Genomic DNA, 20,767 nt, shown 5'->3' with positions numbered 1-20,767 from the left:
ATCCCGGCGCTTAGGGCGTGCAGGCTGCAGGCGTTCCGGGCACCTGGCCGGGGGCGCAGGTTGGCAGCGGCGAAAGGGGGGTGGGACCCGCCTGGGAGGATGTTGTGGGCGTAGGGGTGGGTGCCGTCGTGGTGGGCGCAGGTTTGGGGGCTGTCGCATAAACGACGGTAATGAGCGAACCCTTGGGAACTGTTCCAGTGGGGTTCAGTTCCAGAACGGTACCGGGGGCGTCCGTAGCGCTTTCCTGCGGCAGGACAGTCACCTGAAGTCCCAATCGTTCAAGCTGTGTCCGTACCTGTTGAACATCCTTGCCGAGGTAGCCGGCTGCCACAACGCTGACCGTGTCCTGTGTGGGGGTTGGGGTGGGCGTCGGCGTGCTCCGGGTCTGGGTGGGTGTTGCCGACTGGGTGGTCCGTGTGGGGCTTGCCGACGTCGCCGACGCACTGCCGGTGGTGGTGCCGGCCGTGGGATTGCCGGATGGCGAGAAAAGGCCCAGCTGGCTCAGGAGGAAGCCCGCCAGGGCGAACAGCAACAGCAGGATCAGCGCCACCAGGGGCCAGGTCCATGGGCTGCGGCCCTTGCGCCGCGGCTCGTCCGCCGGCCCGTCGTCGTACGTTTCCTCTTCCTGGTCCCAGCTCTTCTCGGCCGCCATCGCGTTGGCCCGGGCAAGCGGTCCCTGGGGTGCATCCCCTTCAGCGGCGGAGGCACCTGCGGCACCCGCAGCCATCCCGGCGGCGGCACCTGCTGCCCCGGCCCCGAGCACCGGGAGGGCCGACGTGGCGGTGGGGGTGTCCCGCTGCGCGCCGATGACACCGGTGGGGGCGGTGGTGGTATCCACCGGGGCGGTGATTGGGCCTGTGTCGGCATCAAAAAGGAGCATGCCGGGGACGGCGGCGCGGGCGGCACCGATGTCGCCGTTGCGGATGGCTTCAGCGGCCTCGGCCAGCTTGATGGCATTGGCCGGCCGGTCTTTTGGATCCTTGGCCAGCATGGACATCAGGAGCGCGCGGACGGGGGCGGGCAAGGACTCCGACAGCGGCGGCGGCGCGTCATTTACCTGGGCAAGGGCGATGGCGATTTGTGACTCACCGGAGAAGGGCCGGTGGCCCGACAGGCACTCGTACCCGATGACGCCCAGGGAATAGATGTCGGACGAACCCGTGGCAGTCTGTCCGGTCGCCTGCTCGGGTGCAAGATACTGGGCGGTCCCCATCACCTGTCCGGTTTGCGTGAGCGGCACCTGGTCCGCCAAACGGGCAATGCCGAAGTCGGTGACCTTGACCCGTCCGTCGGGGGTGATCAGCAGGTTGCCGGGCTTCACGTCCCGGTGGACCAGGCCCTGCGCATGCGCCACCGACAACGCGCGGGCGGTCTGCGCGATGATCGACAGCGTGCGGTCCGGCGAGAGTACCTGCTCGTGCTCAATGATGCTGCTCAGCGGCTGGCCGGGCACCAGTTCCATGACCAGGTACGCGGAGCCCTCCTCTTCGCCGTAGTCGAAGACATTGGCAATTCCCACATGGTTCAGCAGTGCGGTGTGGCGGGCCTCCGCCCGGAAGCGCTGGAGGAAGCCGGGGTCGCCCGTGTATTCCTCCTTCAGCACCTTGATCGCGACGATGCGGCCGAGGACGAGGTCTTTGGCTTTCCAGACTTCCCCCATGCCGCCGATCGCGATCCGTGTGGTCAGCTGGAATCTGCCGCCGAGGGTGATTCCGGTTGTAGGCCTCACTTATTCAACACCGCCTCAAAAATCTTCTTCGCGTTCGGACTGGTCAGCTGTGCGCCGGTGGTGATGTTCACGCCCTCCATGACGATCGTGACACTCACCTGCGGATTGTTTGCGGGGGCAAAGCCCGTGAACCAGGAGTTGTTGGTTCCGTTCCCAAGTTCTGCCGTTCCTGTCTTGCCCGCGACCTGGACGCCCGGGACCGCCGCACCCTTGGCAATGCCCTCACTGACGGCGCTGGCCATCCATTCCGTGATCTGGCTGGCGATCTGCGGGGTGGTGGACGTGCGCAGCTGCTGCGGCTGCGGTTCGTCGATCACGCGAAGGTCCGGGGAACGCAGGGTCTTGATGAGCTTCGGCTGCATCTGGACGCCGCCGTTGGCGATGGCGGAGGTCATCATGTTGATCTGCAGCGGCGTGGCGCGGACGTCCTTCTGCCCGATGGCCGACTGCGCCAGTCCCGGCGCGTCCAGGTTGTCCGGGAACCCGTTGCCCTGGGCGTGGCCCAGCTTCAGCTGGTCGCCCACCGGTTCGCCGAAACCGAACTTCTTGGCCTGCTCCGCGATCGCGTCGCGGCCAAGGTCCAGCGCAATGCTGGCGAAGGGCGTGTTGCAGGACTGCTGGAGGGCGAAGGCAAAGCCCGCCGTGTCCCGGGTGTAGCAGTTGCCGCCCGCGTAGTTGGGCAGCTTGTACTGGATCCCGTCGAAGGGCATCTCGGCAGGGTTCGGGAGCACGCTGTCCTTGTTGTACTTCCCGGAGGCAAGCGCAGCCGCGGTGTCCACGAGTTTGAAGACGGAACCGGGGGCCAGCAGTTCACCGGTGGGCCCGCTGACGTTCTGGTTCAAATTGATGCCCGGCACCTTCACCAGCTCGTTGATATTGGCGCTCTCGGCGGCCGCATCCTGGGTGGCCACGAGGTTCGGGTTGTAGGACGGCTTGGACACCATGGCCAGGATGGCCCCGGTCTTGGGGTTCGTCACCACGATCGAGCCCCGCTGGCCGTCGGGGATCAGGTTGTAGGCAAGCTGCTGGATCTGGGGATCGATGGTGAGTTCCACCGACGCGCCCTTGGGCTGGTTTCCGAGGAAGAGCTGCCCCACGCGGTCCAGGAACAACTGGTCGGAGTCTCCGGCCAGCTCGGAGCCCATGCTTTGCTCCAGGCCGGTGGCGCCGTAGTTCTTGGAGAAGTAGCCGGTGAGCCCGGCATACAGTTCCGGCTGCGGGTACGTGCGCTGGAACTTGCACGTCTCGGAGCCAGTCTCCACCGACTCGGCAACTGGGCTACCGCCTACGATGATGGCGCCGCGGTCATTGCAGTAATTCTGCAGGATGGCGCGCTGGTTCAGCGGATTGGTCTTGAGATCGTCCGCTCCCACTACCTGTACAAAACTGATGGCGCCGAAGAGCAGCGCGAACATGGCGACGGCCGCCACCCACGAGTGCCTGATTGCCTGGTTCACGCCTGCTTCACCACCTCGGTTGGAGTGTCAATGCCGGTTGCCGCTGCAGCCCCCGCCGGAGGCAGCGGGGTGGTGTCCACCGGGCCGCGGGCAGCATGGGAGATCAACAGGAGCAGTCCCACGATGATCCAGTTGGCCAGCAGCGAGGAGCCGCCGGCCGCCAGGAACGGCGTGGTGAGGCCGGTCAAAGGGATGAGCCGGGTGACGCCGCCGATGACCACGAAGCATTGCAGGGCCACCGCGAAGGACAGGCCGCAGGCGAGCAGTTTTCCGAAGGCGTCGCGCGTGCCCAGGGCGGCGCGGAATCCACGGGTGAAGAAGAGCAGGTAGAGCAGGACGACGGCGAACAGCCCGATCAGGCCCAGTTCCTCGCCGAGTGAGGCGATGATCATGTCGCTGTTGGCAAACGGCACCAGGTCCGGACGGCCCTGGCCGAGGCCGGTTCCCACCAGCCCGCCATTGGCCATGCCAAAGAGTCCTTCGATGACCTGCCGGCTGCCGGTTTCGTAGACTTCGGGCGAAAAAGCGTTGAGCCAGCCGTAGACGCGCTGCTGGACGTGGGAGAACACCTGGGCTGCCACGAAGCCGCCGCCAAGGATCAGGGCAAGGCCGATGACCACCCAGCTGATGCGGCTGGTGGCCACGTAGATCATGACGATGAAGAGACCGAAGAACAGCACGGAGGAGCCCAGGTCGCGCTGGAAAATAAGGACACCGATGCTGACCAGCCAGGCGGTGATCATGGGTCCCATGTCCTTGAACCGGGGAAACTGCAGGGGGCCGACCTTGCGGCCGGCCAGCAGGATGAGGTCCCGGTTGGAGGAAAGATACCCGGCAAAGAATATGGCCAGCGTAATCTTGGCGACCTCGCCCGGCTGGAACGTCATGGGCCCGAACCGGATCCACACGCGGGCACCAAGGATTTCCCCGGCGCTGATTCCGGGGACAAGTGGCAGGATCAGCAGCAAGGCGCTGGCAGCAAGGGATATGAAGGTGAACCGGCGCAGCACGCGGTGGTCCTTGAGGAAGAACACGACGGCGATCGCCACGGCCATGGCGACCAGGGTCCACCGGAGCTGGTTGTTGCCTGTGTCGTCACCGGGAGCGTCGAGCCGGTGGATCATCGCAAGGCCCAGGCCGTTGAGGGCCACCACGATGGGAAGTATTACGGGGTCGGCATATTTGGCACGGAACCGGAGGACGGCGTGGAAGGCCAGCGTGGCTGCCGCCAGCAGGCTGGACTGGAACCAGAAGTCTGAATCGAACGCCTTCTCCGCGTCGACACCCACCAGCATGTTGGCGCCTATCCCCACGGCCAGGGCGAGGATCAGCAGCGCGAGCTCCACGTTGCGGCGAGGCTTGGGCATGGTGTTTACCTGGCTCATTTGGCCGCCTCGCAGGTGATGGTAGGTGTGGGGGAAGGAGTCGGTGCCGGTGTGGCGGACGCATCCGGAGCGGGCGGCGGTGCGGCGCTGGCTGCCGGGGAGGCCCCGGCTGACGCGGAGGCCGACGGCGTGGGGCATTCCTGCTCCGGCGAGGTGGTTCCCGTAAGTTCCAGGTTCTTCACGATCCGCTGTGCATCGTAGAGATCGTTGGCGGGCACCGTCTGGCGGACGCGCTGCTGGGAGAACGGTGGAAGCGAATCCATCCGGATCTCCGTCACGGCTTCGAGGGAGGAAAGCTGGATGGGGCCCAGCCGCTGGGAAACACCGTTATAGATGGCCACCCGGGAATCAAACTCGCCGATGTAATAGCGGGTCTGGGTCCACGCGTACCCAAGCCAAAGGCCCACGGCCACCACCACGAGTACCGCTGCGGCGATGGACCATGCCACCCAACGCCGGGGACGCAGCGGCACCAGGGCATCGGCCGGGTCGCCGGCCGGTTCGGCCTTGTGCGTGAGGAGGGTGGCTGCACGCCGGGCCACGGTGCGGCCGGCAACGGTGGGGATGGAGCCGGATTCGGCGGCCGCAGCTGCAGCACCGACAAGATGGTGCGGGCGGGAGGCCAGTTCTTCCCGCAGGACCTCGGCGGAGAGATGCTCACCGAGGTGGGGATCGGTGCTGCCGGGTTCCGATGAACCGGAATCCCCGCCCTTGCCGGGCGCGGCGTCCGCGGTTTCCTGGCCGGAGGGTTCGGCGGACTTCTCCGCGTCGCCCGTCGCTTGGTCTGCCGGCTTCCGGCCACCCGCCGGTCCCGCCGCAGTGTCCTTCGTGGCGGGCGGCACCTCCGCCGCGGCAGCGGGCTTGCTGCCCTGCACGGGCGCAATGATCTCGACGGCGGCCGTGCTGATGTCGTCGGGCGTTTCTTCGGCGATGTCCACCATTACCACGGTGACGTTGTCCGGGGCGCCCGCTTCAAGCGTCAGTTCCACCAGGGTCTCGGCGCACTCTGCCAGGTCCCTGGTCTCCCGGACTGTCCGCTCCACGGCGTGCCCGGCGACGTAGTTCAGCCCGTCGGAGCAGAGGAGCCAGCGGTCGCCCCGCTTCACGTCCAGCGTGTCCAGGTCCAGTTCAGGGCTGGCGTCGACGTCGCCCAGGACGCGCATCAGGACGTTCTTGTGCGGATGCGTCTCGGCTTCCTCAGGCTTGAGCCGGCCTTCGTCGATCAGGCGCTGGACGAAGGTGTGGTCCACGCTGATCTGCTTGAATTCGCCGTCCCGGAGGCGGTAGGCACGGGAATCACCGATGTGTGCGAAGTGCAGCTTCCCTTCCGCCAGCAGTAGGGCTGTGACGGTGGTTCCCATCCCGGCCAGTTTGGGATTGATGTGCACAAGCTCGGAGAGCAGGGAGTTCGCGGTCTGGATCTCGTCAGCGAGGGTGGTGGAGGCTTCGCCTTCATAGTCCGCCCGGTCCAGGTGGATCATGTCCAGGACCGTGGCCGCGGAAGCTACGTCACCGCCCGCGTGGCCGCCCATGCCATCGGCCACCACGGCGAGATGGCGCCCCGCATAGGCCGAATCATCGTTCTTCGAGCGGATCCGGCCCACGTGGGAGCGCGCCGCGAAGCGCATGATAAGGGGCCGCTCTCCGGGCTTGGATCCGGGTGCGGGGTTCTCGGTGGCCGCCACGGTCACGGCCTCAATTCAATGACCGTCTTGCCGATTCTTACGGGCACCCCTGGCTCGACCGGCAGGGCACGGGTAAGTTGCTGGTCTCCCAGATAGGTTCCGTTGGTGGAGCCGAGGTCCTCGATGAACCAGCGGCTGCCCTGGGGAAAGAGCCTGGCGTGACGGCCGGAGGCATAGTCGTCCTCCAGCACGAGGGTTGCTTCCTGGGCTCGCCCCAGCAGGATTGGGCTCGCGGCCAGCGGAAGGGTCCTGCCCTTGAGCGGGCCTTCCACTACCACCAGTTGCCGGGCCTGCTGCTTCACGGGCGTCTGCGGCGGCTCGGCAAGTTCAGGGTTACGCCGCACCTGGCGCGCGGACGGGGCGCCCGCGGCTGCCTTGCGGCCCACCATGAGGTCGCGCCGCATGGCGGAGACGATGCTGAAGATGAGCACCCACAGGAGCAGCAGGAAGCCAAACCGCAGGGCGGTGATGGTCAGGTCGCTCATGCGTGGCCACCCGGGCTCGCGGGAAGCAGGCGGAAGATGATCTTTGTCCGTCCCATCGTGATGGTGGAGCCGTCAGTGAGCTCAGTACTTCCCGAAACCCGCTGGCCGTTGACGTAGCTGCCGTTGGTGGAGCCGAGGTCCACGGCGCTGGTAACGCCGTTGTCCGTGCGGATCTCGAGGTGGCGGCGGGATACGCCGGTGTCTTCGACGTGGATGTCGGCCTCCGAGGACCGGCCGAGGATGATGGAGGGCGCGTTCAGCGAATAGCGCTGCCCTTCGATGTCCAACACCGGCTGAAGCCTGACCGGCCGGCGGTTTGGTGCCGCTGGCACGTTGGGCCGGGGCTGGGCGGCCCCGCTGCCCTGCGACTTTTCGGTGGCGGAGGCAATCTCGAAATCCCCGGGCCGCAGCCCGCTGTCGCGGCGGAAGGAGATCCGGACTGGTCCCTGCAGCGTGTACCCCTGGCCGCGGACGTGGTTGATCACCACGTCGCAAAGTTCCTCGGCGAGGGGGGTTCCCCATTCCTGGGCACGCTTGAAGTCGTCATCGCTGAGCTGGACGTCGAAAACATTCGGCACGAGGGTGCGCCCGGCGGCTACGGTGAGGGCCTTGTGGTCCACTTCCCGGCGGAGCCTGCTGGCGACCTCCACGGGTTCAACCTGGGCCTTGGACCCGGTGGAGAAGACACCGCGGACGGCCTTTTCAATGCCGCGTTCCACCTTGTCAAGCAGACCCATGGTCCTTCTCCTTTCCCCCCGGCTCCGGGGCAGTATCCGTTGGGGGCCAGCACCTGCATGGCAGTCCGACACCGTGCGGTGTCCCTGCAGGCGGCAGCCACTCTTACATCCGATACTACTGTCCAGCCCTGTGAATGGCCTTAATCCGCAACGGGCACGCATTGGTAAAGGTTCGGATACATCTGGCTTCCAGGGGGTCCTGCGGGCATGCGGCGCGTGGCTGCGGGCACGGATTCCATCCTGTTTCCACGGGGTGCCGGACACCTCCCGGCGGCCGATTGGTAATTTGCCGCAGATGTCCGTTATGCTTGATCTCGCTGCTTTTACGAGGCGCGGAACCGGGAAATAGGGCCGGCTGAGTGGAAGAAGTTGCGCGCGAGTGGCGGAACGGCAGACGCGCTGGCTTCAGGTGCCAGTGTCCGAAAGGGCGTGGGGGTTCAAATCCCCCCTCGCGCACGCACATGAAAGAGCCCCGGTCTTCGGATCGGGGCTCTTTTGCGTTTGCATCCTCGGTCAGTGGCTTGTTCGCGGATCAGGTGCCTAGAAGGCTGGGTTTCGCGAACAAGGTGAGGAGGCGACGGCGGCCGGGGGCCTAAGCCGGCGGGCGCGCCGAAGCCTTGAACCGGCGTCGTGAGTTTGCCAGATGGCTGCGCATGGCCGCCGCGGCTGCGGCCTCGTCCCCGTCCGCGATGGCGTCCAGGATGGACCGGTGCTCCTGCACCACCTGGTCGAAGTGGTCGCGGGCATAGTGTTCGTCCCCGGTCATCAGCCGGGCGCGCGGCATGGCGATCATGGTCTGGCCCAAGGACGCCAGGCAATCTGAGTAATAGGGGTTGCCGGACGCCGTGGCCACGGCGCGGTGGAACTCGAAGTCCGCCTTCATGGCCTGGGCGGGGTGCCCGGCGCTTTCGGTGAAGGCTTCCAGTGCCGTGCCCACCGCCCGCAGTTGCCGTTCCGTACGGTTGCGGGCAGCCAGGGCCGCGGCTTCGGTCTCCACCCCCATGCGGAACGCCAGCAGGTGCAGCCTGTCCTCGGTGGTGGCCACCGGACGGGCCCCCGGTGCCGCCGCAGGCCCGTCGGTGGGGGGAGTGAGGGCGAAACTGCCGCGGCCCCGCTCGGTCTCCACCAGTCCCTCCGCCTGCAGCCGGGTCAGGGCGGCACGCACCACGGTCCGGCTGACGCCGAACTCGCTGATCAGCGTGTTCTCGCTGGGAAGCTTCTCGCCCGGCTGGATGACGCCGTCGACGATGCGGTTGCGAAGGTCGGCGGCGAGGTCCGCAGTGAGGTTCCGGCTCATGGTTCCAAGGTTACGGCGTCAACGTTAGGCGCCGAACTCCACGCTCTCGGTGGTCCAGGCGCGGGCCTGGTCGCTGAGGGTGACGCCGAGGCCGGGACGGTCCGGGACGATCATCCGGCCGTCCTTGGTTTCCAGGCGTTCGTTGAACAGGGGGTCCAGCCAGTCGAAGTGTTCCACCCAGGGCTCGCGCGGGTAGGCGGCCGCGAGGTGCAGGTGGATCTCCATCGCGAAGTGCGGTGCCAGTCCCAACCCCCGTTCGTCAGCGAGGGCGGCGAGGCGGAGGAACTGGGTGATGCCGCCGACGCGCGGTGCGTCCGGCTGGATGATGTCGCAGCCGTTCGCAGCGATGAGGCCCTTGTGTTCTGCCACGGAAGCGAGCATTTCCCCGGTGGCAATGGGGGTGTCCAGGACTTGGGCAAGATGCGCGTGGCCCTCGAAGTCATAGGCGTCCAGGGGCTCTTCGATCCAGACCAGGTTGAACTCCTCGAGTTGGCGGCCCATCCGCAGGGCGGTGGCGCGGTCCCATTGCTGGTTGGCGTCCACCATGAGCGGCACGTCCGGACCGATGTGTTCGCGGATGCCGGCCACGCGGCGCAGGTCCTCCTTGCTGTCCGGGAGGCCCACCTTGATCTTGATGCCGCCGATGCCTTCCTCGATGGACTGCGAGGCGCGGGCCTTCACCTCGTCAAGGGTGGCGTTGAGGAAGCCGCCGGAGGTGTTGTAGGTCCGCACGGAATCACGGTAGGAGCCCAGGAACTTGGCCAGCGGCAGTCCGGCGCGCCTGGCCTTGAGGTCGTACAAAGCGATGTCGACGGCGGCGAGGGCCTGCGTGGCGACGCCGGACCGGCCCACGGAGGCGCCGGCCCAAAGCAGCTTGGTGTAGATCCGGGCGATGTCGTTGGGATCCTCACCGAGAAGGCCTTCGGCGACTTCCTTGGCGTGGGCGTACTGCGCCGGGCCGCCGGCGCGCTTGGAGTAGCTGAAGCCGATGCCGCTGTGGCCCAGCTCGGTGGTGATCTCGGCGAAAAGGAAGACCACCTCGGTCATGGGCTTCTGCCGGCCGGTGAAGACCTTGGCGTCGCTGATGGGGACGGTGAGGGGCAGCCGGGCGGTGGACAGTTTGACGTGCCGGATCAGGTCGACGGTGCTCATGGATTCTCCTAGGGGCGGGACTGGGCTCCTTCGCCCACACTCTTAGGATATAAGTCTATAACTTGTATTACAAGTATTCGGCCCTGCCCCGCAGTGCACCCAGTCCGGAGACGAGGGCGTCCAGCCCCATGCTGAAGGCGGTGTCCGCCTGGCGGCCCCCCTCCTTCCCGGCCTGTCCGGCCGCACCTGAAGCTGCCGAACTGTGGACGGCGGCCGTGAAGTGGGGGGTGGAATCCGCCATGGATCCCGATTCAAAGATGTCTTCGGGGGCGGTGACGTCGTAGGCGGACCCGAAAATGAAGGACTCCAGCGCCACGATGGCGGGCACGATCCTTTCCTGCGGAAACCCCGCGTCCGAAAATCCCTTGCTCACGGTTTCGTACATCGCCAGGGTTTGCGGTGCGTCCGTGACCGGCAGGACGGCGATCACGGGGATCAGCGGGGTGTGTTCGGCAAAGACGTCGCGGTAGCTCCAGGCCCAGGTCCGGACGGCGTCCTCCCACGGCCCGGCTTCGAAGCCGGAGACATCCACCAGGGACATCAGGTGGTCCTCCACCAGGAGCAGTACGTCCTGCTTGGATGCCACGTGGTTATACAGGGCTGAGGGCGCCACATCCAGCGCCTTGGCCAGGGCGGCCATGGTCAGTCCCTCATACCCCTTGCGGCTCACCAGCTCCAGTGCGGCGACGGTAATCCCGGCCTTGTCCAGGAGTGAAGCCGAGGGCCGTCCTGCCCGCCTTCTCTGTGCACTGCCATTGCTGGTGGATCGTCCTGTCGCGGCTGGTACTGCCGGCATTGCCGCCCTTTCGTTGGTGGTCTCCAGCATTATTCCATCCGGGACTTCCGCTCCCGGCGGGCACGGGCTATAGTTCTAATAAATGAATGGCATTCATTTAGTGGTCCCCGTCACCCGATGGGCCGCAGAGAGGACATCATGCTGAACCTGAACCGCGACGTTGTGGTCGTTGGAGCCGGGCCCTCCGGGCTGACTGCCGCGCGTGAACTGAAGAAGGCCGGCCTCACGGTCGCCGTCCTTGAAGCCCGTGACCGCGTGGGCGGGCGCACCTGGACGGACACCGTCGACGGGGCCATGCTGGAAATCGGCGGCCAGTGGGTTTCCCCGGACCAGACCGCCCTCCTGGAGCTGCTGCAGGAATTGAATCTGGAGACCTACCCGCGGTACCGCGAGGGTGAGTCCATTTACATCGGCACGGACGGCGTGCCCGTGCGTTACACCGGCGACTCATTCCCGGTCGACCCGGCCACCGCCGTCGAAATGGACCGCCTGGTGGCCCTCCTGGACGGACTCGCCGCCGAGATCGGACCCACTGAGCCCTGGGCGCACCCCAAGGCGCGCGAACTGGACACCATCTCCTTCCACCACTGGCTTCGGCAGAACTCGGCCAACGAGGAAGCCTGCAGGAACATCGGCCTTTTCATTGCCGGCGGCATGTTGACGAAGCCCGCCCACGCCTTCTCCGCCCTGCAGGCCGTCCTGATGGCAGCCTCCGCGGGGTCCTTCACCCACCTGACGGACGAGGACTTCATCCTGGACCGCCGCGTGGTGGGCGGGATGCAGCAGGTCTCGCTGCTGCAGGCGCGCGAGCTGGGTGACGACGTCGTCCTCGACTCTCCGGTGCGCACCATCAACTGGGAGCCGGATACCGACGGCGGCTACCGCGTGAGCGCTGTCTCGGACCGCGCCACCGTCAACGCCCGGTTCGTCATCATGGCGGTGCCGCCCAACCTCTACTCCCGCGTCTCCTTTAACCCGCCGCTGCCCCGCCGCCAGCACCAGATGCACCAGCACCAGTCCCTGGGCCTGGTCATCAAGGTCCACGCCGTCTACGGCACCCCCTTCTGGCGGGACAAGGGGCTGTCCGGCACCTGCTTCGGCGCCGACGCCCTGGTGCAGGAGGTCTACGACAACACCAACCACGGGGATCCGCGCGGCACCCTGGTGGGCTTCGTCTCGGATGAGAAGGCCGACGCCATGTTCGAGCTCTCGGCCGAGGACCGGAGGAAGGCCATCCTGGAATCGATCGCGGGCTACCTCGGCGGCGAGGCACTGGCCCCGGAGGTCTACTACGAATCCGACTGGGGCTCGGAGGAATGGACCCGCGGCGCCTATGCATCCAGCTATGACCTCGGTGGCCTGCACCGCTACGGCAAGGACCAGCACGCCCCGGTCGGCCCCATCTACTGGTCCTGCTCCGACCTTGCAGCCGAGGGGTACCAGCACGTGGACGGTGCCATCCGGATGGGCCGCCTGACTGCTGCCCGCATCGTGGAACTAGCGAAGGTGCCGGTGGCAGCCGGCTGGTAAATAAGCATGCTTACTAATAGGCTGGCGACGGGGAGCGTCCCCGACTTTCGACGAACGAGGTGAGGCATGACTGACGCACAGAGCATCAGCAAGGTTACTGAAATCATCAACGATTCCAGGATCGGGATGGTCACCACCATCAACGAAGAAGGCGCCCTCGTCAGCCGGCCGCTGGCCGTCCAGGAGGTAAAGGACGACGGCGACATGTGGTTCTTCACCGGGCTCAGCACCTCGCAGGTGGCGCACGTCCGCAGGGACTCCCGGGTAAACGTCGCCTTCGGCAAGAACACGGAGTGGGTTTCCGTGGCCGGCACCGCCCAGGTGGTCACCGACCGGGCCAAGATCCACGAGCTGTGGAACCAGGCGGTGGAGGCCTGGTTCCCGGACGGTCCGGACACCCCGGAGGTGTGCCTGCTGCACATCCACTCCGACTCCGCCGAGTACTGGACCAGCCCGGGCGGAACGGCGGCAACGGTCCTGCAATGGGTCAAGTCCAAGGTGACGCACAGCCGCATGAGCGTGGGCGAAAGCGGCACCGTGGAACTGTAATACCCGATGTTGAAAGGGGCGGGGCGGCTAAGGCTGCGCCGCCTTTTTCAATGCCTGAAGCACTGCCGGCAGCAGCACGCCATTGCGCCCCCACACCGGATCAAGGATCTCCACATACCAGGAGTCCGCGAGCAGGAGGGCCAAGGCGTCATTTGTTTCCTCCGCCCAGTCCCGGATCTGCTCCTCCTCCACGGGGTTTTCGCTCGAGCCAAGAACTGTGGTGACCTCCGTCCCCGCAATGGTCACCGGAATGGCAGCGCTGCTGGCCTCGCCGGGGGCATGGGCCACGGTCACCAGCTCGGTGCGGGTGGAAAGGGCCAGGAGTTCCGCCGCAGTGGCGGCACTGCAAAACCCCGTGACGTATTCCCGCTGGGCCCCGGCATCGGCGAGGATGCCGGGCTGTGATTCCCTGGTGAAAAAGCCGTTCCGGTTCAGTTCCGCCAGCGCTGCGGCAAGGGGCCCGGTTTCGGCGTCGAAGGCGGGCGCGAAATGTCCGGGCTGGTACGAGCTGCCACCCTCCAGCCAGCGGGCGGTCAGCTCGCCGGCCCCTTCAAGGGTGGTGGCCTGCCGCCACACCCCGCGGTCCTCCAGCAGCCGGCCGTACTGGTCATGGGCCGGAAATTCCTCAGGCTTCATCCTGGGATGCTATCGCCGGCCGCCCGGCCGGTTCCACCGCTGCCGACACAGCAGTTAACGTCAGGCCTGCCCAGCCGCCCGGGCCGGCGGGATCCCTGCCGCCCGTTCCGCCGCGGCGAGGGACGCGGCCAGGCTGCCGACGGCGTCCGGGTAGCCCTGGTGGGGAACGGTGCGCAGCTCGTCTGCCTTGCGCATTGCTTTGATCAGGGCGGACGTCTCCGGGAGCCGCACATCCATGAGCGCCGGATAGTCGATGCTGGAGGCCGGGTCCAGTTCATAGCGGCGCCACCGGACCATCAGTTCGTCGTGCCTCGCCCGGGCAACCTGGTGTGCCGCGAGCTCCCGGCGGTGCTCACGCCTGGCGCTGCGCCGGGCCAGGAACCGGGGGGTGACCCGGTAGGCGGCAATGCCGGAAGCGCCGGCCGCCCCGGCCAGGACCAGTCCCGCCCACGGCGAGAACAGTGCGGGGATCAGCAGAGCAGGAAGGGCCACGCACGCACCGAGGAACAGGTCCCAAAACAGCTGGTCCGTACGCTCCGGTTCCCCGTCTTTGGGAGCCAGGGCCCGCCGTCGTACAACAAAGACGGTGGCGGCCACGCTGGCAACCAGCACCGGACCACACACCAGGACTGCCCACGCACCGTGAAGCAGGCCCTGTACCAAAGACTCGGCCACGCCTGACACCCTGCACCTCCAGCGCCCGTTATTCCCATCGACACCCGGCACCGGCCGGTAACGCCGGACTGGTCCTTCCATTGCACCCCCTTCAAGGCGGAGCGTCAATGGCGGCAATTTGATAACTCAGCGACTGCGAACCGGCCCCGGGCGGACGGTAGCGTAGGGCCATGAGACTGAAAATGTGCAGCATCCATGTCCAGGATCCCGCCGCCGCCCACGCGTTCTACACAGGAACCCTGGGCTTCGACACGCTCATGGCCATGCCTGAGTACAACCTCTACATCATCAAGGACCCGGGCGCGGACGACAGCTCCGTAGGGTTGCTTCTTGAGCCCAGCGACAACCCGATCGGCGCGAACTACATGAACGCCGTGCGCGAGGCCGGCCTGCCCGCCATTGTCTTCGGGGTCCCGGACGTCCAGGCAGAGTATGACCGGCTGGTTGCAGCCGGTGTCAGCTTCAAGACTCCGCCCACCACGGATCCGTTTGGCACCAGCGCTGTGTTCGACGACGGCTGCGGCAACTACGTCCAGATCCACCAGGACTGAGGGCCCGGGATACAACAGAAGCTTGTTCGCGCGTCCGGACGTTCAAGGTCCTGACAGGCGAACAAGCTTCTGAAACGCGCCTGCGGCCTACTTGGCCTGGGCGCGATCCTTCTTTGCCGCCTTCTGCGCAGCCTCTTCCTTGACCCGCTGGGCTTCGGCGCGGACGGCCGCATGCGTGGCGCGCTCGGTCACCAGCCACTGCGGGGGAGCCTGCAGCAGAGCGGTGATTTCCGCCGTCGTCAGTGCTTCTTCCACGCCGCCGCGCGCAAGGCCGCTGATGGACACGTTCAGCTTCTGCGCCACCACGGGGCGCGGATGCGGGCCGTTGCGGCGGAGCTCGGCCAGCCATTCCGGCGGGTTGGCCTGGAGTTCGGCGAATTCCTCACGGGTAATGGTCGAATCCTGGAACTCCTGCGGCGTTGCCGGCAGGTAGATGCCAAGTTTCTTGGCAACGGTGGCCGGCTTCATGGACTGGGAGTTTGCAGAGGTCATGCTTCAAGGGTATCCGGGCGGCGGGTACTGTGAAGACGTGCCAGCCGACGATACCCCTGCAGCAGACAACGACGCCGCGTCTGCCGAGGCAGCCCCCCGCGAACTGCGAATCGCCTACGTTTCCGGCGTTACGCCCGGCAAGTGGATCCGCCGTTGGGAGGAACGGATGCCGCATATACCTTTAAAGGCATTCATGGTGGACGACGGCGATGCCCAGCTTGAGTCCGTCCACGCCGGAACTGCCGACATGGGCTTCGTGCGGCTCCCCGTCGAGCGGGAAGGCCTCAGCGTTATTCCCCTGTACGAGGAGCAGCCCGTGGTGGTTGCCCCCAAGGGCCATGAGATCTCGGTGTTCGAGGAAGTGGCGCTCGAGGACCTGGAACAGGAAGCGTTCCTGGACGTTCCTGCCCTGGGCGGAGCACTGCCGGCCCTTGAGGTGGTCGCCGCCGGGGCCGGACTGGTGATCCTTCCCATGCCCGTCGCGCGGCACTTCAACGTCAAGGACACCGTGGCCCGCAGGCTCACCGGGGCGGCCGGAACCGAAATCGCGCTGGTCTGGCCCAGCGACTCCACCGATGAGGTGCTCGAGGAGTTCATCGGGATCGTCCGTGGCCGGACGGCCCAAAGCTCCCGCCAGCCCTCGGCGCAGCCGGCAAAGGTGAAAAAGGAACCTAAACCGGACCGCCGCGGCCCAGCACCAAAAAAGGCCCCGAAAGTTGCGCAGCGGTACGCACCCAACCCGGACAAGGGCAGGGGCAAGGGTTCCCGCAAGAAAGGCAAACGCTAAGCCAGGAAGCTCCCCGGAGCCAAGGGTCCAGGGACGCGGCACGGCCGGCCCCGCCTTTGCGGAGCCGGCTGTGCCAGTTTTGCCCTGGTTTAGGTGTTTTGGACGTTGTCTTTGGCGTCGGTGGCGCGGTCTTTGACGTCGGTGGCGGCCATTTGGCCTTCGGCTTTGACGTTTTGGGCGGCGTCGGTGGCGGTGGCTTTGACGTTTTCCATGGCTTCCTGGGCTGGTTCCTTGAGGTCCTGGGCCATGTTTTTGGCGGCGTCGGTGAGTTCGTGGGCCAGGGGCTGGGCTGCGGTTTTGAGTTGGTCCGCGGCTTCGCGTTCTTTCTGGCTTGGCGGGATCAGGGAGGAGACGAGCAGGCCGGCGCCGAAGGCGATCAGGCCGGCGGCCAGGGGGTTGCCCTGGGTTTTGGCTTTGACCTGGTCGGGGGTGTGGGAGACGGCGTGGCCGGCGTCGGTGAGTTTGGCCGAGACGGTGTCTTTGGCGTCGTGGAGGCTGTCTCCGGCGTTGTGCAGGGCGTTGGTGGTGTGGCCTGCGCCGGTGGTGGTGGTGGCGGTGTCGGCTGCGCCCATGATTTTCTCCTTGACTCCGGTGACGGCGTCGCGGACCTTGTCGGTCTGGCGGTGGACGATGTTGGACGGGGTGACCTTGTCGGCGACGGCGTCCACGTTGGTGCCCAGGCGGGCACGGGTGGCTTCTATGTCTGCGCGGATGACGTCGGGGTTCTCGCTCATCGGTTTACCTCACCTGGTTTTAGGGTTGGGGGGATTTCGGAGAGTGTTTCGCTGGTTTGGGGCAGGCCTTTGATCTCTTTGAGTTCCTTGCGGCCGATGCTGGCCAGGACGGCGGCGGTGATGGCCCAGATGACGGCGACGATCAGCGCGGCCCAGCCCAGGGGCATGAGGGCGCCGAGGGCGAACATCAGGGCCAGGGAGAGGAAGAGCAGGACGAAGTGTCCGCCGACGCCGGCGCCGGCGAGCATGCCGGCGCCTTTCCCGGCGCGGGTGGCTGACTGCTTGGCTTCGGCCTTGGCCAGTTCCACTTCCTGGCGCATCAGGGTGGACAGGTCCCGGGTGACGTCCCCGAGCAGTTCGCCCAGCGAGGCGGTATCGGCCTTCAGATGCGCCGCACTCGGCGGCGTCTCAGGAATCTGGCTGCTCACAGCTGGCGCCCTTCCCTCGGTCCGCCCGTGCCGAACGGCTCCTCGCCGGGGGCGTAGACGCCGTTCTCGGCGCGGTAGGGATCGTCCTCGTACCGCAGGGGCGTATCTTCGGCGGTGCCGGCCGGCAAAGTGCTGGTGGAGACAGGTGGTGCGCTGCTGACGACCGGTTCGTCGAAGAGGTCGTCCGTGCCGGCCGCATAGACGGTTTCATTGTGGATCGGAGCCACCGGCGCGGAGTGCCTGGGCTGCGGCTGCTGCGTCCGGGCAGCCTGGACCTGCCCCTGGGCTTCGGGGGCTCCGGCGGTGAGGCCGCGGGTGAGGCGCCCGGCGAGGACGCCGGCGCCGGCGGCGAGGAGCAGGAAGGTGCCGGGGCGGTTGCGGGCAAACCGCTGGACTTCAGTGAGCAGATCGCCCGGTTCGCGGTTTTCCAGCCAGGTGGCCATGGACGAGGTGCGCTCGGCGGCCTGGCGGATCAGGTCGCCGGCGACGCCCTGCTGGTCAGGGGCGCTGGCCATGCTGTGCAGCTGGCTGGAGATGTTGCGGATGCCTTCGGCCGCCTTCTGCTGCTGGGTGCCGGCCTGGCTGGTCAACCCCGCGCGGGCCTGGTGCAGCAGGTCCTGCGCGCCGGCCTTTGCCTCGGAAGCAACATTCGCGGCTTCCTCTTTCGCCGTCTGGGCAACGTTCTGGGCGGCGGATGCGGCCTCCCCGGCTACGTTCGAGGCTTCTTCCTTGGCGGCCTGCGTCTTGGAGTTCCCTGCTGCATCCAATGGGTAAGCGGCGTGCTGCGGGCTTACTCCTGCTTCGCCATAGGACTGTGTGCCGTAGGGGTCAGTGGTGGCGGGGGTGGGAGTCTGGGGCCATTGGTTCTCTGTCATCTTCGCTCTCTTTCAGAAAGGGTTAGCTGGCGATCAAGAACCAGCAGTGCTGGCAACTTAGTAAGCAAGGTTACTAATTAGATACTAAGCACACTTTCCATTTCGATTGCAAGGGATGCCGCACTCTTTTCCCATCGGCACGACGCGGGCGGACGCACCGGGTGGATAGTAAGCCTACTTGCAAATATGATGCTAAGCATGCTTATTGTAGAAGGGTAGCGACGCATGAAGGGGTCACACCCGTACTTCGCCCACTACAGGAAGGCCGCGGCCGATGACCAGCAATCTCGATCCGGATGCCCGGAGCAGCTACCGCCTGATTACTTTGGCGGCGCGCCTGATCCAGCGGCGGCAGGACGATGCCCTGGCGCCGCTTGGATTGACCCGCGCCGCCGTTATCGCCCTGGAGGGGCTGACGGACGGACCACTGAACCAGGAGCAGCTCGCCGACACCATCCGCGTCCAAAGCCAGACGTTGGGCCGGGTCCTGACCAGGCTGGAAGCGGCCGGACTTATCACCAGGACCCGCCAGGCAAGCGACCGGAGGCAACTGAAGGTCGAGCTGACAGAGGCGGGCGCGAGGGCCGTCGACGCAGCCAGGCAGGCGGAGATCAACGCCTATCCGGATGATCCCGAAATCGCCTGGAAGGCCCTCCGCGACGAGCTGACCAAATTCGTGCGTGCCGTACCGCTCAACCGTGATACCGGCGTTGTCCCTTTTGTGGCGCCCGAACATCGGGCCGGACACCGGCCCCAGCCGGGCCGGTCAAGTGGCCTGCGGGCCAGCGATCAGCCCCACCAGAGTTGACGCAATCCAGAAGCGGGGCCGGCCCATGCCGGCCGGCCCCGCTTCTCTGCTACCCGTTGTCCTGTTGGCCTTCCTCCAGCAAACCGCGTTGGGCCAGGTCCGCCTCCTCCGCGGCTTCGGGCGGAAGGGGGTCGGTGGCCGGCGGGACGTCGCTGGGTGCATAGTCGGCCAGTCCTGCCGCTACCCTTTCCTGCTCGGCCGCCTTCTGGTACACGTCGTCGTCAAATTCTTCGGGCATCTTGCCGTGCCCGGTGCGGGTCGGGTTCGGAAGTGCGTCTTCCTCCGGGACCATCACGCTCCCCAGGACGTCATCAGTGTTTTCATCTGCAGTACTCATGGTGCACCTTCCCTTCGGTAGCTTTCCTGCTTGGCAGGGCGCTTAGGACTCCGGTACCTGGGGCCCCGTGGACCAGCGCAGCACGGCCGCGGCATCCGCGCCGTCGGGCAGGACCGGTCCGGGAACCAGAAGGACCTCGGCATCTGTCAATGCAGCCGCCCGCAGCAGTGCCGCGGGTGCGGGAACCTTTCCCAGAATGCCTGCAGCCAACGTCTCTTCTTCGCCCAGGGCAACCCACGGTTCGGCGTCCAGGGCCAGCAAGGTCCGCTCGGACAGGGCCGCATCATCCAGGATCAGGACCTCGGCCTGCGCCTGCTGCAACGCGTGGACCACGGCCCCGATGCCGACGGCCGACTCCGGGTTCCCCTGGCCCTCCTGCACGGCCAGCCGGTCCATCACATCCTGCTGCCCGGCAGCCCAAAGTTCAGCCACCCGCTGGTTGACCTGGTCCTCGAGGTTGGCGCTGTCCGCCCCGGCGGTGTGGGTGTGGGAATCCACTTCGGACACGAGCGCCCGGCTCGCATCGGACAGCTGGTCCCGGACCAACCCCCGGGCGCGGATGTCGCCGGCGAGGACAATCAGGCGGGCGCCGCTGGCCCTGGCCACCCTGTCTATTTCTCCTGCCACTTCATCCGCATTACGGCGCCAGACATCCTCCGTGTGGTGCTGGAATCGCAGTTCCGACCAGCCGCCACCATGGAACTTGTGGACGTGTTCGGTTTCGCCCTCCACCTCCTGGACAGCGGCGGGTCCGCCGGCGCCGGCGCGGTACAACCGGATTTCACCGTGCTCCCGGCTTACTTCCGCCACGACGTAGGGGAACTCTCCAGGGCGGTGCTTGACCACGGGCAACAGGTCCGGGACCGGGCTGACCAGCACGCGCTCCGGCAACACCTGCCTTCCCGGCAGCACTTCATTGAGTACGGCCCTGCCCTGGTGCACCAGGACATAGCGGGTAACCGGGGCGGGAACCCCCGCCGCGGGCTTGAGTGCCTGCTCCATGGCGTCCATGTCCGCCGCAGTTGCGCCCTGGGCTTCGAGCTGCGCGCGCACGTTTCCCGGCCTGACGTCGCCGGCCTCCAGCGTGTCCACTGTTCCGGTTCCGGCGTCGACGTACGCCGTGCACCAGGGTCCGGCCAGGCGGCACAGGTCCGCATATGCCTTCAGGCTGGAGCCGCTGTTGGTGCTGCCTCGTTCTGCCATGACGATCTCCTTCGCGCGTGAGTGGTATCACAGGCTCTTGTCCGTCATTTCAAGGTAGTACTCGAGGACTGCAGGCTGAAGGGGCTTCCGTCCCCTTCCTTGTCACTCCCGGCAGGCGTCCTTAAGGGCCTTGACCGAGTCAGCGGGCACCTGGTCGCCGGATGCCGCAATCTCGCCCAACGGCGTCGTAATTTCCACCGGAACCCCGGCCGTCCGCGCGGCAGAAACGAGCCCTGCCAGCGCCTGCTTGTCCTCCACGCTGACCAGTCCGTCCTGGATGACCGCGCAAATCTGCCGGTTGACTTCCTGTGCGGCGGCGGAGGCGGCCTTGGATGCGGCGTCGCTTGCCGCATTTCCGGCCGCTTCCCCGGCCGCGCCGCAGCCGGTCAGCAGCAGGATGGATGTGGCAAACAGGACGGCGAGGCGGCGGGTCATGATC

At 66.6% G+C, this 20,767-nt stretch carries 23 protein-coding genes and 1 tRNA gene; 6 read left to right on the top strand and 18 right to left on the bottom strand.

What is annotated here, in order from left to right; translation table 11 throughout:
• Positions 1–10 precede the first annotated feature (10 nt).
• From AC2JAJ_RS07890 to AC2JAJ_RS07865, 6 genes are read right to left on the bottom strand one after another with little or no spacing between them, the layout of a single operon-like run.
• On the bottom strand, positions 11–1,729 hold the full coding sequence (locus AC2JAJ_RS07890; RefSeq protein ID WP_486416262.1) for a serine/threonine-protein kinase: 1,719 nt from the start codon (positions 1,727–1,729) through the stop codon (positions 11–13).
• Positions 1,726–3,186, bottom strand: a complete 1,461-nt coding sequence (locus AC2JAJ_RS07885; protein ID WP_486416263.1) for a peptidoglycan D,D-transpeptidase FtsI family protein — start codon at positions 3,184–3,186, stop codon at positions 1,726–1,728. Before AC2JAJ_RS07885 ends, AC2JAJ_RS07890 begins: the two co-directional genes overlap by 4 nt.
• Positions 3,183–4,571, bottom strand: a complete 1,389-nt coding sequence (locus AC2JAJ_RS07880; protein ID WP_486416264.1) for an FtsW/RodA/SpoVE family cell cycle protein — start codon at positions 4,569–4,571, stop codon at positions 3,183–3,185. The genes AC2JAJ_RS07885 and AC2JAJ_RS07880 overlap by 4 nt, the downstream gene beginning before the upstream one ends.
• Positions 4,568–6,256, bottom strand: a complete 1,689-nt coding sequence (locus AC2JAJ_RS07875; RefSeq protein WP_486416720.1) for a PP2C family protein-serine/threonine phosphatase — start codon at positions 6,254–6,256, stop codon at positions 4,568–4,570. Before AC2JAJ_RS07875 ends, AC2JAJ_RS07880 begins: the two co-directional genes overlap by 4 nt.
• A gap of 2 nt (positions 6,257–6,258) precedes the next feature.
• Positions 6,259–6,741: an FHA domain-containing protein FhaB/FipA gene (locus tag AC2JAJ_RS07870; RefSeq protein ID WP_221384447.1), complete on the bottom strand. Its 483-nt coding sequence runs from the start codon at positions 6,739–6,741 to the stop codon at positions 6,259–6,261.
• The gene (locus AC2JAJ_RS07865) at positions 6,738–7,478 is read right to left on the bottom strand and encodes an FHA domain-containing protein (protein WP_486416265.1); all 741 of its coding nucleotides are present in this window, start codon (positions 7,476–7,478) and stop codon (positions 6,738–6,740) included. The genes AC2JAJ_RS07870 and AC2JAJ_RS07865 overlap by 4 nt, the downstream gene beginning before the upstream one ends.
• Before the next feature lie 373 nt (positions 7,479–7,851).
• Here AC2JAJ_RS07865 and AC2JAJ_RS07860 point away from each other — a divergent pair.
• A tRNA-Leu gene (locus AC2JAJ_RS07860) sits at positions 7,852–7,934 on the top strand.
• 136 nt (positions 7,935–8,070) lie between these two features.
• Here the strand turns inward: AC2JAJ_RS07860 and AC2JAJ_RS07855 are convergent.
• From AC2JAJ_RS07855 to AC2JAJ_RS07845, 3 genes are all read right to left on the bottom strand, one after another.
• Entirely contained in the window at positions 8,071–8,775 is a 705-nt protein-coding gene (locus tag AC2JAJ_RS07855) for a FadR/GntR family transcriptional regulator (RefSeq protein WP_221384449.1), read from the bottom strand.
• A 24-nt stretch (positions 8,776–8,799) separates the two neighbouring features.
• On the bottom strand, positions 8,800–9,927 hold the full coding sequence (locus AC2JAJ_RS07850) for an L-talarate/galactarate dehydratase (protein ID WP_221384450.1): 1,128 nt from the start codon (positions 9,925–9,927) through the stop codon (positions 8,800–8,802).
• A 67-nt stretch (positions 9,928–9,994) separates the two neighbouring features.
• Positions 9,995–10,723, bottom strand: a complete 729-nt coding sequence (locus tag AC2JAJ_RS07845; RefSeq protein WP_486416266.1) for a TetR/AcrR family transcriptional regulator — start codon at positions 10,721–10,723, stop codon at positions 9,995–9,997.
• Positions 10,724–10,861: 138 nt separating this feature from the next.
• Between AC2JAJ_RS07845 and AC2JAJ_RS07840 the strand changes: the two genes are divergently transcribed.
• Together AC2JAJ_RS07840 and AC2JAJ_RS07835 are read left to right on the top strand one after the other, a co-directional pair.
• Positions 10,862–12,253, top strand: coding sequence for a flavin monoamine oxidase family protein (locus AC2JAJ_RS07840; protein WP_486416267.1), 1,392 nt, complete (start codon positions 10,862–10,864; stop codon positions 12,251–12,253).
• A gap of 66 nt (positions 12,254–12,319) precedes the next feature.
• The gene (locus tag AC2JAJ_RS07835) at positions 12,320–12,802 is read left to right on the top strand and encodes a pyridoxamine 5'-phosphate oxidase family protein (RefSeq protein WP_486416268.1); all 483 of its coding nucleotides are present in this window, start codon (positions 12,320–12,322) and stop codon (positions 12,800–12,802) included.
• A gap of 27 nt (positions 12,803–12,829) precedes the next feature.
• Here AC2JAJ_RS07835 and AC2JAJ_RS07830 read toward each other — a convergent pair whose 3' ends face one another.
• Positions 12,830–13,438, bottom strand: a complete 609-nt coding sequence (locus AC2JAJ_RS07830) for a DUF6919 domain-containing protein (protein ID WP_221384454.1) — start codon at positions 13,436–13,438, stop codon at positions 12,830–12,832.
• A 60-nt stretch (positions 13,439–13,498) separates the two neighbouring features.
• Complete coding sequence (locus AC2JAJ_RS07825; protein ID WP_308287825.1) at positions 13,499–14,113, bottom strand: hypothetical protein; 615 nt, start codon at positions 14,111–14,113, stop codon at positions 13,499–13,501.
• 170 nt (positions 14,114–14,283) lie between these two features.
• Here AC2JAJ_RS07825 and AC2JAJ_RS07820 point away from each other — a divergent pair, with 170 nt between their 5' ends.
• Positions 14,284–14,664, top strand: coding sequence for a VOC family protein (locus tag AC2JAJ_RS07820; RefSeq protein WP_221384456.1), 381 nt, complete (start codon positions 14,284–14,286; stop codon positions 14,662–14,664).
• A gap of 87 nt (positions 14,665–14,751) precedes the next feature.
• Here the strand turns inward: AC2JAJ_RS07820 and AC2JAJ_RS07815 are convergent, their stop codons facing one another.
• On the bottom strand, positions 14,752–15,156 hold the full coding sequence (locus AC2JAJ_RS07815) for a DUF5997 family protein (RefSeq protein ID WP_221384457.1): 405 nt from the start codon (positions 15,154–15,156) through the stop codon (positions 14,752–14,754).
• Between AC2JAJ_RS07815 and AC2JAJ_RS07810 the strand changes: the two genes are divergently transcribed.
• On the top strand, positions 15,119–15,943 hold the full coding sequence (locus AC2JAJ_RS07810) for a LysR family substrate-binding domain-containing protein (RefSeq protein WP_486416271.1): 825 nt from the start codon (positions 15,119–15,121) through the stop codon (positions 15,941–15,943). The genes AC2JAJ_RS07815 and AC2JAJ_RS07810 overlap by 38 nt on opposite strands.
• An 89-nt stretch (positions 15,944–16,032) precedes the next feature.
• Here AC2JAJ_RS07810 and AC2JAJ_RS07805 read toward each other — a convergent pair whose 3' ends face one another.
• From AC2JAJ_RS07805 to AC2JAJ_RS07795, 3 genes are read right to left on the bottom strand one after another with little or no spacing between them, the layout of a single operon-like run.
• The gene (locus AC2JAJ_RS07805) at positions 16,033–16,677 is read right to left on the bottom strand and encodes a DUF3618 domain-containing protein (protein WP_501053440.1); all 645 of its coding nucleotides are present in this window, start codon (positions 16,675–16,677) and stop codon (positions 16,033–16,035) included.
• Positions 16,674–17,105: a phage holin family protein gene (locus AC2JAJ_RS07800; protein ID WP_221384460.1), complete on the bottom strand. Its 432-nt coding sequence runs from the start codon at positions 17,103–17,105 to the stop codon at positions 16,674–16,676. The genes AC2JAJ_RS07805 and AC2JAJ_RS07800 overlap by 4 nt, the downstream gene beginning before the upstream one ends.
• A complete protein-coding gene (locus AC2JAJ_RS07795) occupies positions 17,102–17,980 on the bottom strand; it encodes a hypothetical protein (protein ID WP_501053439.1) in 879 nt (292 codons plus the stop codon). The genes AC2JAJ_RS07800 and AC2JAJ_RS07795 overlap by 4 nt, the downstream gene beginning before the upstream one ends.
• Positions 17,981–18,254: 274 nt before the next feature.
• Here AC2JAJ_RS07795 and AC2JAJ_RS07790 point away from each other — a divergent pair, with 274 nt between their 5' ends.
• Positions 18,255–18,788 carry a MarR family winged helix-turn-helix transcriptional regulator gene (locus AC2JAJ_RS07790; RefSeq protein WP_486416274.1) on the top strand — a complete coding sequence of 178 codons (534 nt, stop codon included), beginning with the start codon at positions 18,255–18,257 and terminating at the stop codon, positions 18,786–18,788.
• A 49-nt stretch (positions 18,789–18,837) separates the two neighbouring features.
• On the opposite strand, the gene AC2JAJ_RS07785 is transcribed toward AC2JAJ_RS07790, so the two are convergent.
• The 3 genes from AC2JAJ_RS07785 to AC2JAJ_RS07775 form a co-directional block, all read right to left on the bottom strand.
• Complete coding sequence (locus tag AC2JAJ_RS07785; RefSeq protein ID WP_486416275.1) at positions 18,838–19,125, bottom strand: hypothetical protein; 288 nt, start codon at positions 19,123–19,125, stop codon at positions 18,838–18,840.
• A gap of 42 nt (positions 19,126–19,167) precedes the next feature.
• Complete coding sequence (locus tag AC2JAJ_RS07780; RefSeq protein WP_486416276.1) at positions 19,168–20,328, bottom strand: baeRF2 domain-containing protein; 1,161 nt, start codon at positions 20,326–20,328, stop codon at positions 19,168–19,170.
• Between the two features lie 102 nt (positions 20,329–20,430).
• Entirely contained in the window at positions 20,431–20,763 is a 333-nt protein-coding gene (locus tag AC2JAJ_RS07775; RefSeq protein ID WP_486416277.1) for a hypothetical protein, read from the bottom strand.
• Positions 20,764–20,767: the final 4 nt, after the last annotated feature.

The organism is Arthrobacter sp. MOO21 (assembly GCF_057369995.2).
This window is presented reverse-complemented; position numbering and strand designations above follow the sequence as displayed.

What these genes read in the sequence shown, in the direction of transcription:
- AC2JAJ_RS07835 (WP_486416268.1), top strand. Translation starts at nt 12,320, where the DNA reads ATGACTGACGCACAGAGCATCAGCAAGGTTACTGAAATCATCAACGAT.
- AC2JAJ_RS07855 (WP_221384449.1), bottom strand. Translation starts at nt 8,775, where the DNA reads ATGAGCCGGAACCTCACTGCGGACCTCGCCGCCGACCTTCGCAACCGC.
- AC2JAJ_RS07880 (WP_486416264.1), bottom strand. Translation starts at nt 4,571, where the DNA reads ATGAGCCAGGTAAACACCATGCCCAAGCCTCGCCGCAACGTGGAGCTC.
- AC2JAJ_RS07845 (WP_486416266.1), bottom strand. Translation starts at nt 10,723, where the DNA reads ATGCCGGCAGTACCAGCCGCGACAGGACGATCCACCAGCAATGGCAGT.
- AC2JAJ_RS07785 (WP_486416275.1), bottom strand. Translation starts at nt 19,125, where the DNA reads ATGAGTACTGCAGATGAAAACACTGATGACGTCCTGGGGAGCGTGATG.
- AC2JAJ_RS07790 (WP_486416274.1), top strand. Translation starts at nt 18,255, where the DNA reads ATGACCAGCAATCTCGATCCGGATGCCCGGAGCAGCTACCGCCTGATT.
- AC2JAJ_RS07805 (WP_501053440.1), bottom strand. Translation starts at nt 16,677, where the DNA reads ATGAGCGAGAACCCCGACGTCATCCGCGCAGACATAGAAGCCACCCGT.
- AC2JAJ_RS07850 (WP_221384450.1), bottom strand. Translation starts at nt 9,927, where the DNA reads ATGAGCACCGTCGACCTGATCCGGCACGTCAAACTGTCCACCGCCCGG.
- AC2JAJ_RS07775 (WP_486416277.1), bottom strand. Translation starts at nt 20,763, where the DNA reads ATGACCCGCCGCCTCGCCGTCCTGTTTGCCACATCCATCCTGCTGCTG.
- AC2JAJ_RS07840 (WP_486416267.1), top strand. Translation starts at nt 10,862, where the DNA reads ATGCTGAACCTGAACCGCGACGTTGTGGTCGTTGGAGCCGGGCCCTCC.
- AC2JAJ_RS07780 (WP_486416276.1), bottom strand. Translation starts at nt 20,328, where the DNA reads ATGGCAGAACGAGGCAGCACCAACAGCGGCTCCAGCCTGAAGGCATAT.
- AC2JAJ_RS07795 (WP_501053439.1), bottom strand. Translation starts at nt 17,980, where the DNA reads ATGACAGAGAACCAATGGCCCCAGACTCCCACCCCCGCCACCACTGAC.
- AC2JAJ_RS07870 (WP_221384447.1), bottom strand. Translation starts at nt 6,741, where the DNA reads ATGAGCGACCTGACCATCACCGCCCTGCGGTTTGGCTTCCTGCTGCTC.
- AC2JAJ_RS07820 (WP_221384456.1), top strand. Translation starts at nt 14,284, where the DNA reads ATGAGACTGAAAATGTGCAGCATCCATGTCCAGGATCCCGCCGCCGCC.
- AC2JAJ_RS07865 (WP_486416265.1), bottom strand. Translation starts at nt 7,478, where the DNA reads ATGGGTCTGCTTGACAAGGTGGAACGCGGCATTGAAAAGGCCGTCCGC.
- AC2JAJ_RS07815 (WP_221384457.1), bottom strand. Translation starts at nt 15,156, where the DNA reads ATGACCTCTGCAAACTCCCAGTCCATGAAGCCGGCCACCGTTGCCAAG.
- AC2JAJ_RS07830 (WP_221384454.1), bottom strand. Translation starts at nt 13,438, where the DNA reads ATGAAGCCTGAGGAATTTCCGGCCCATGACCAGTACGGCCGGCTGCTG.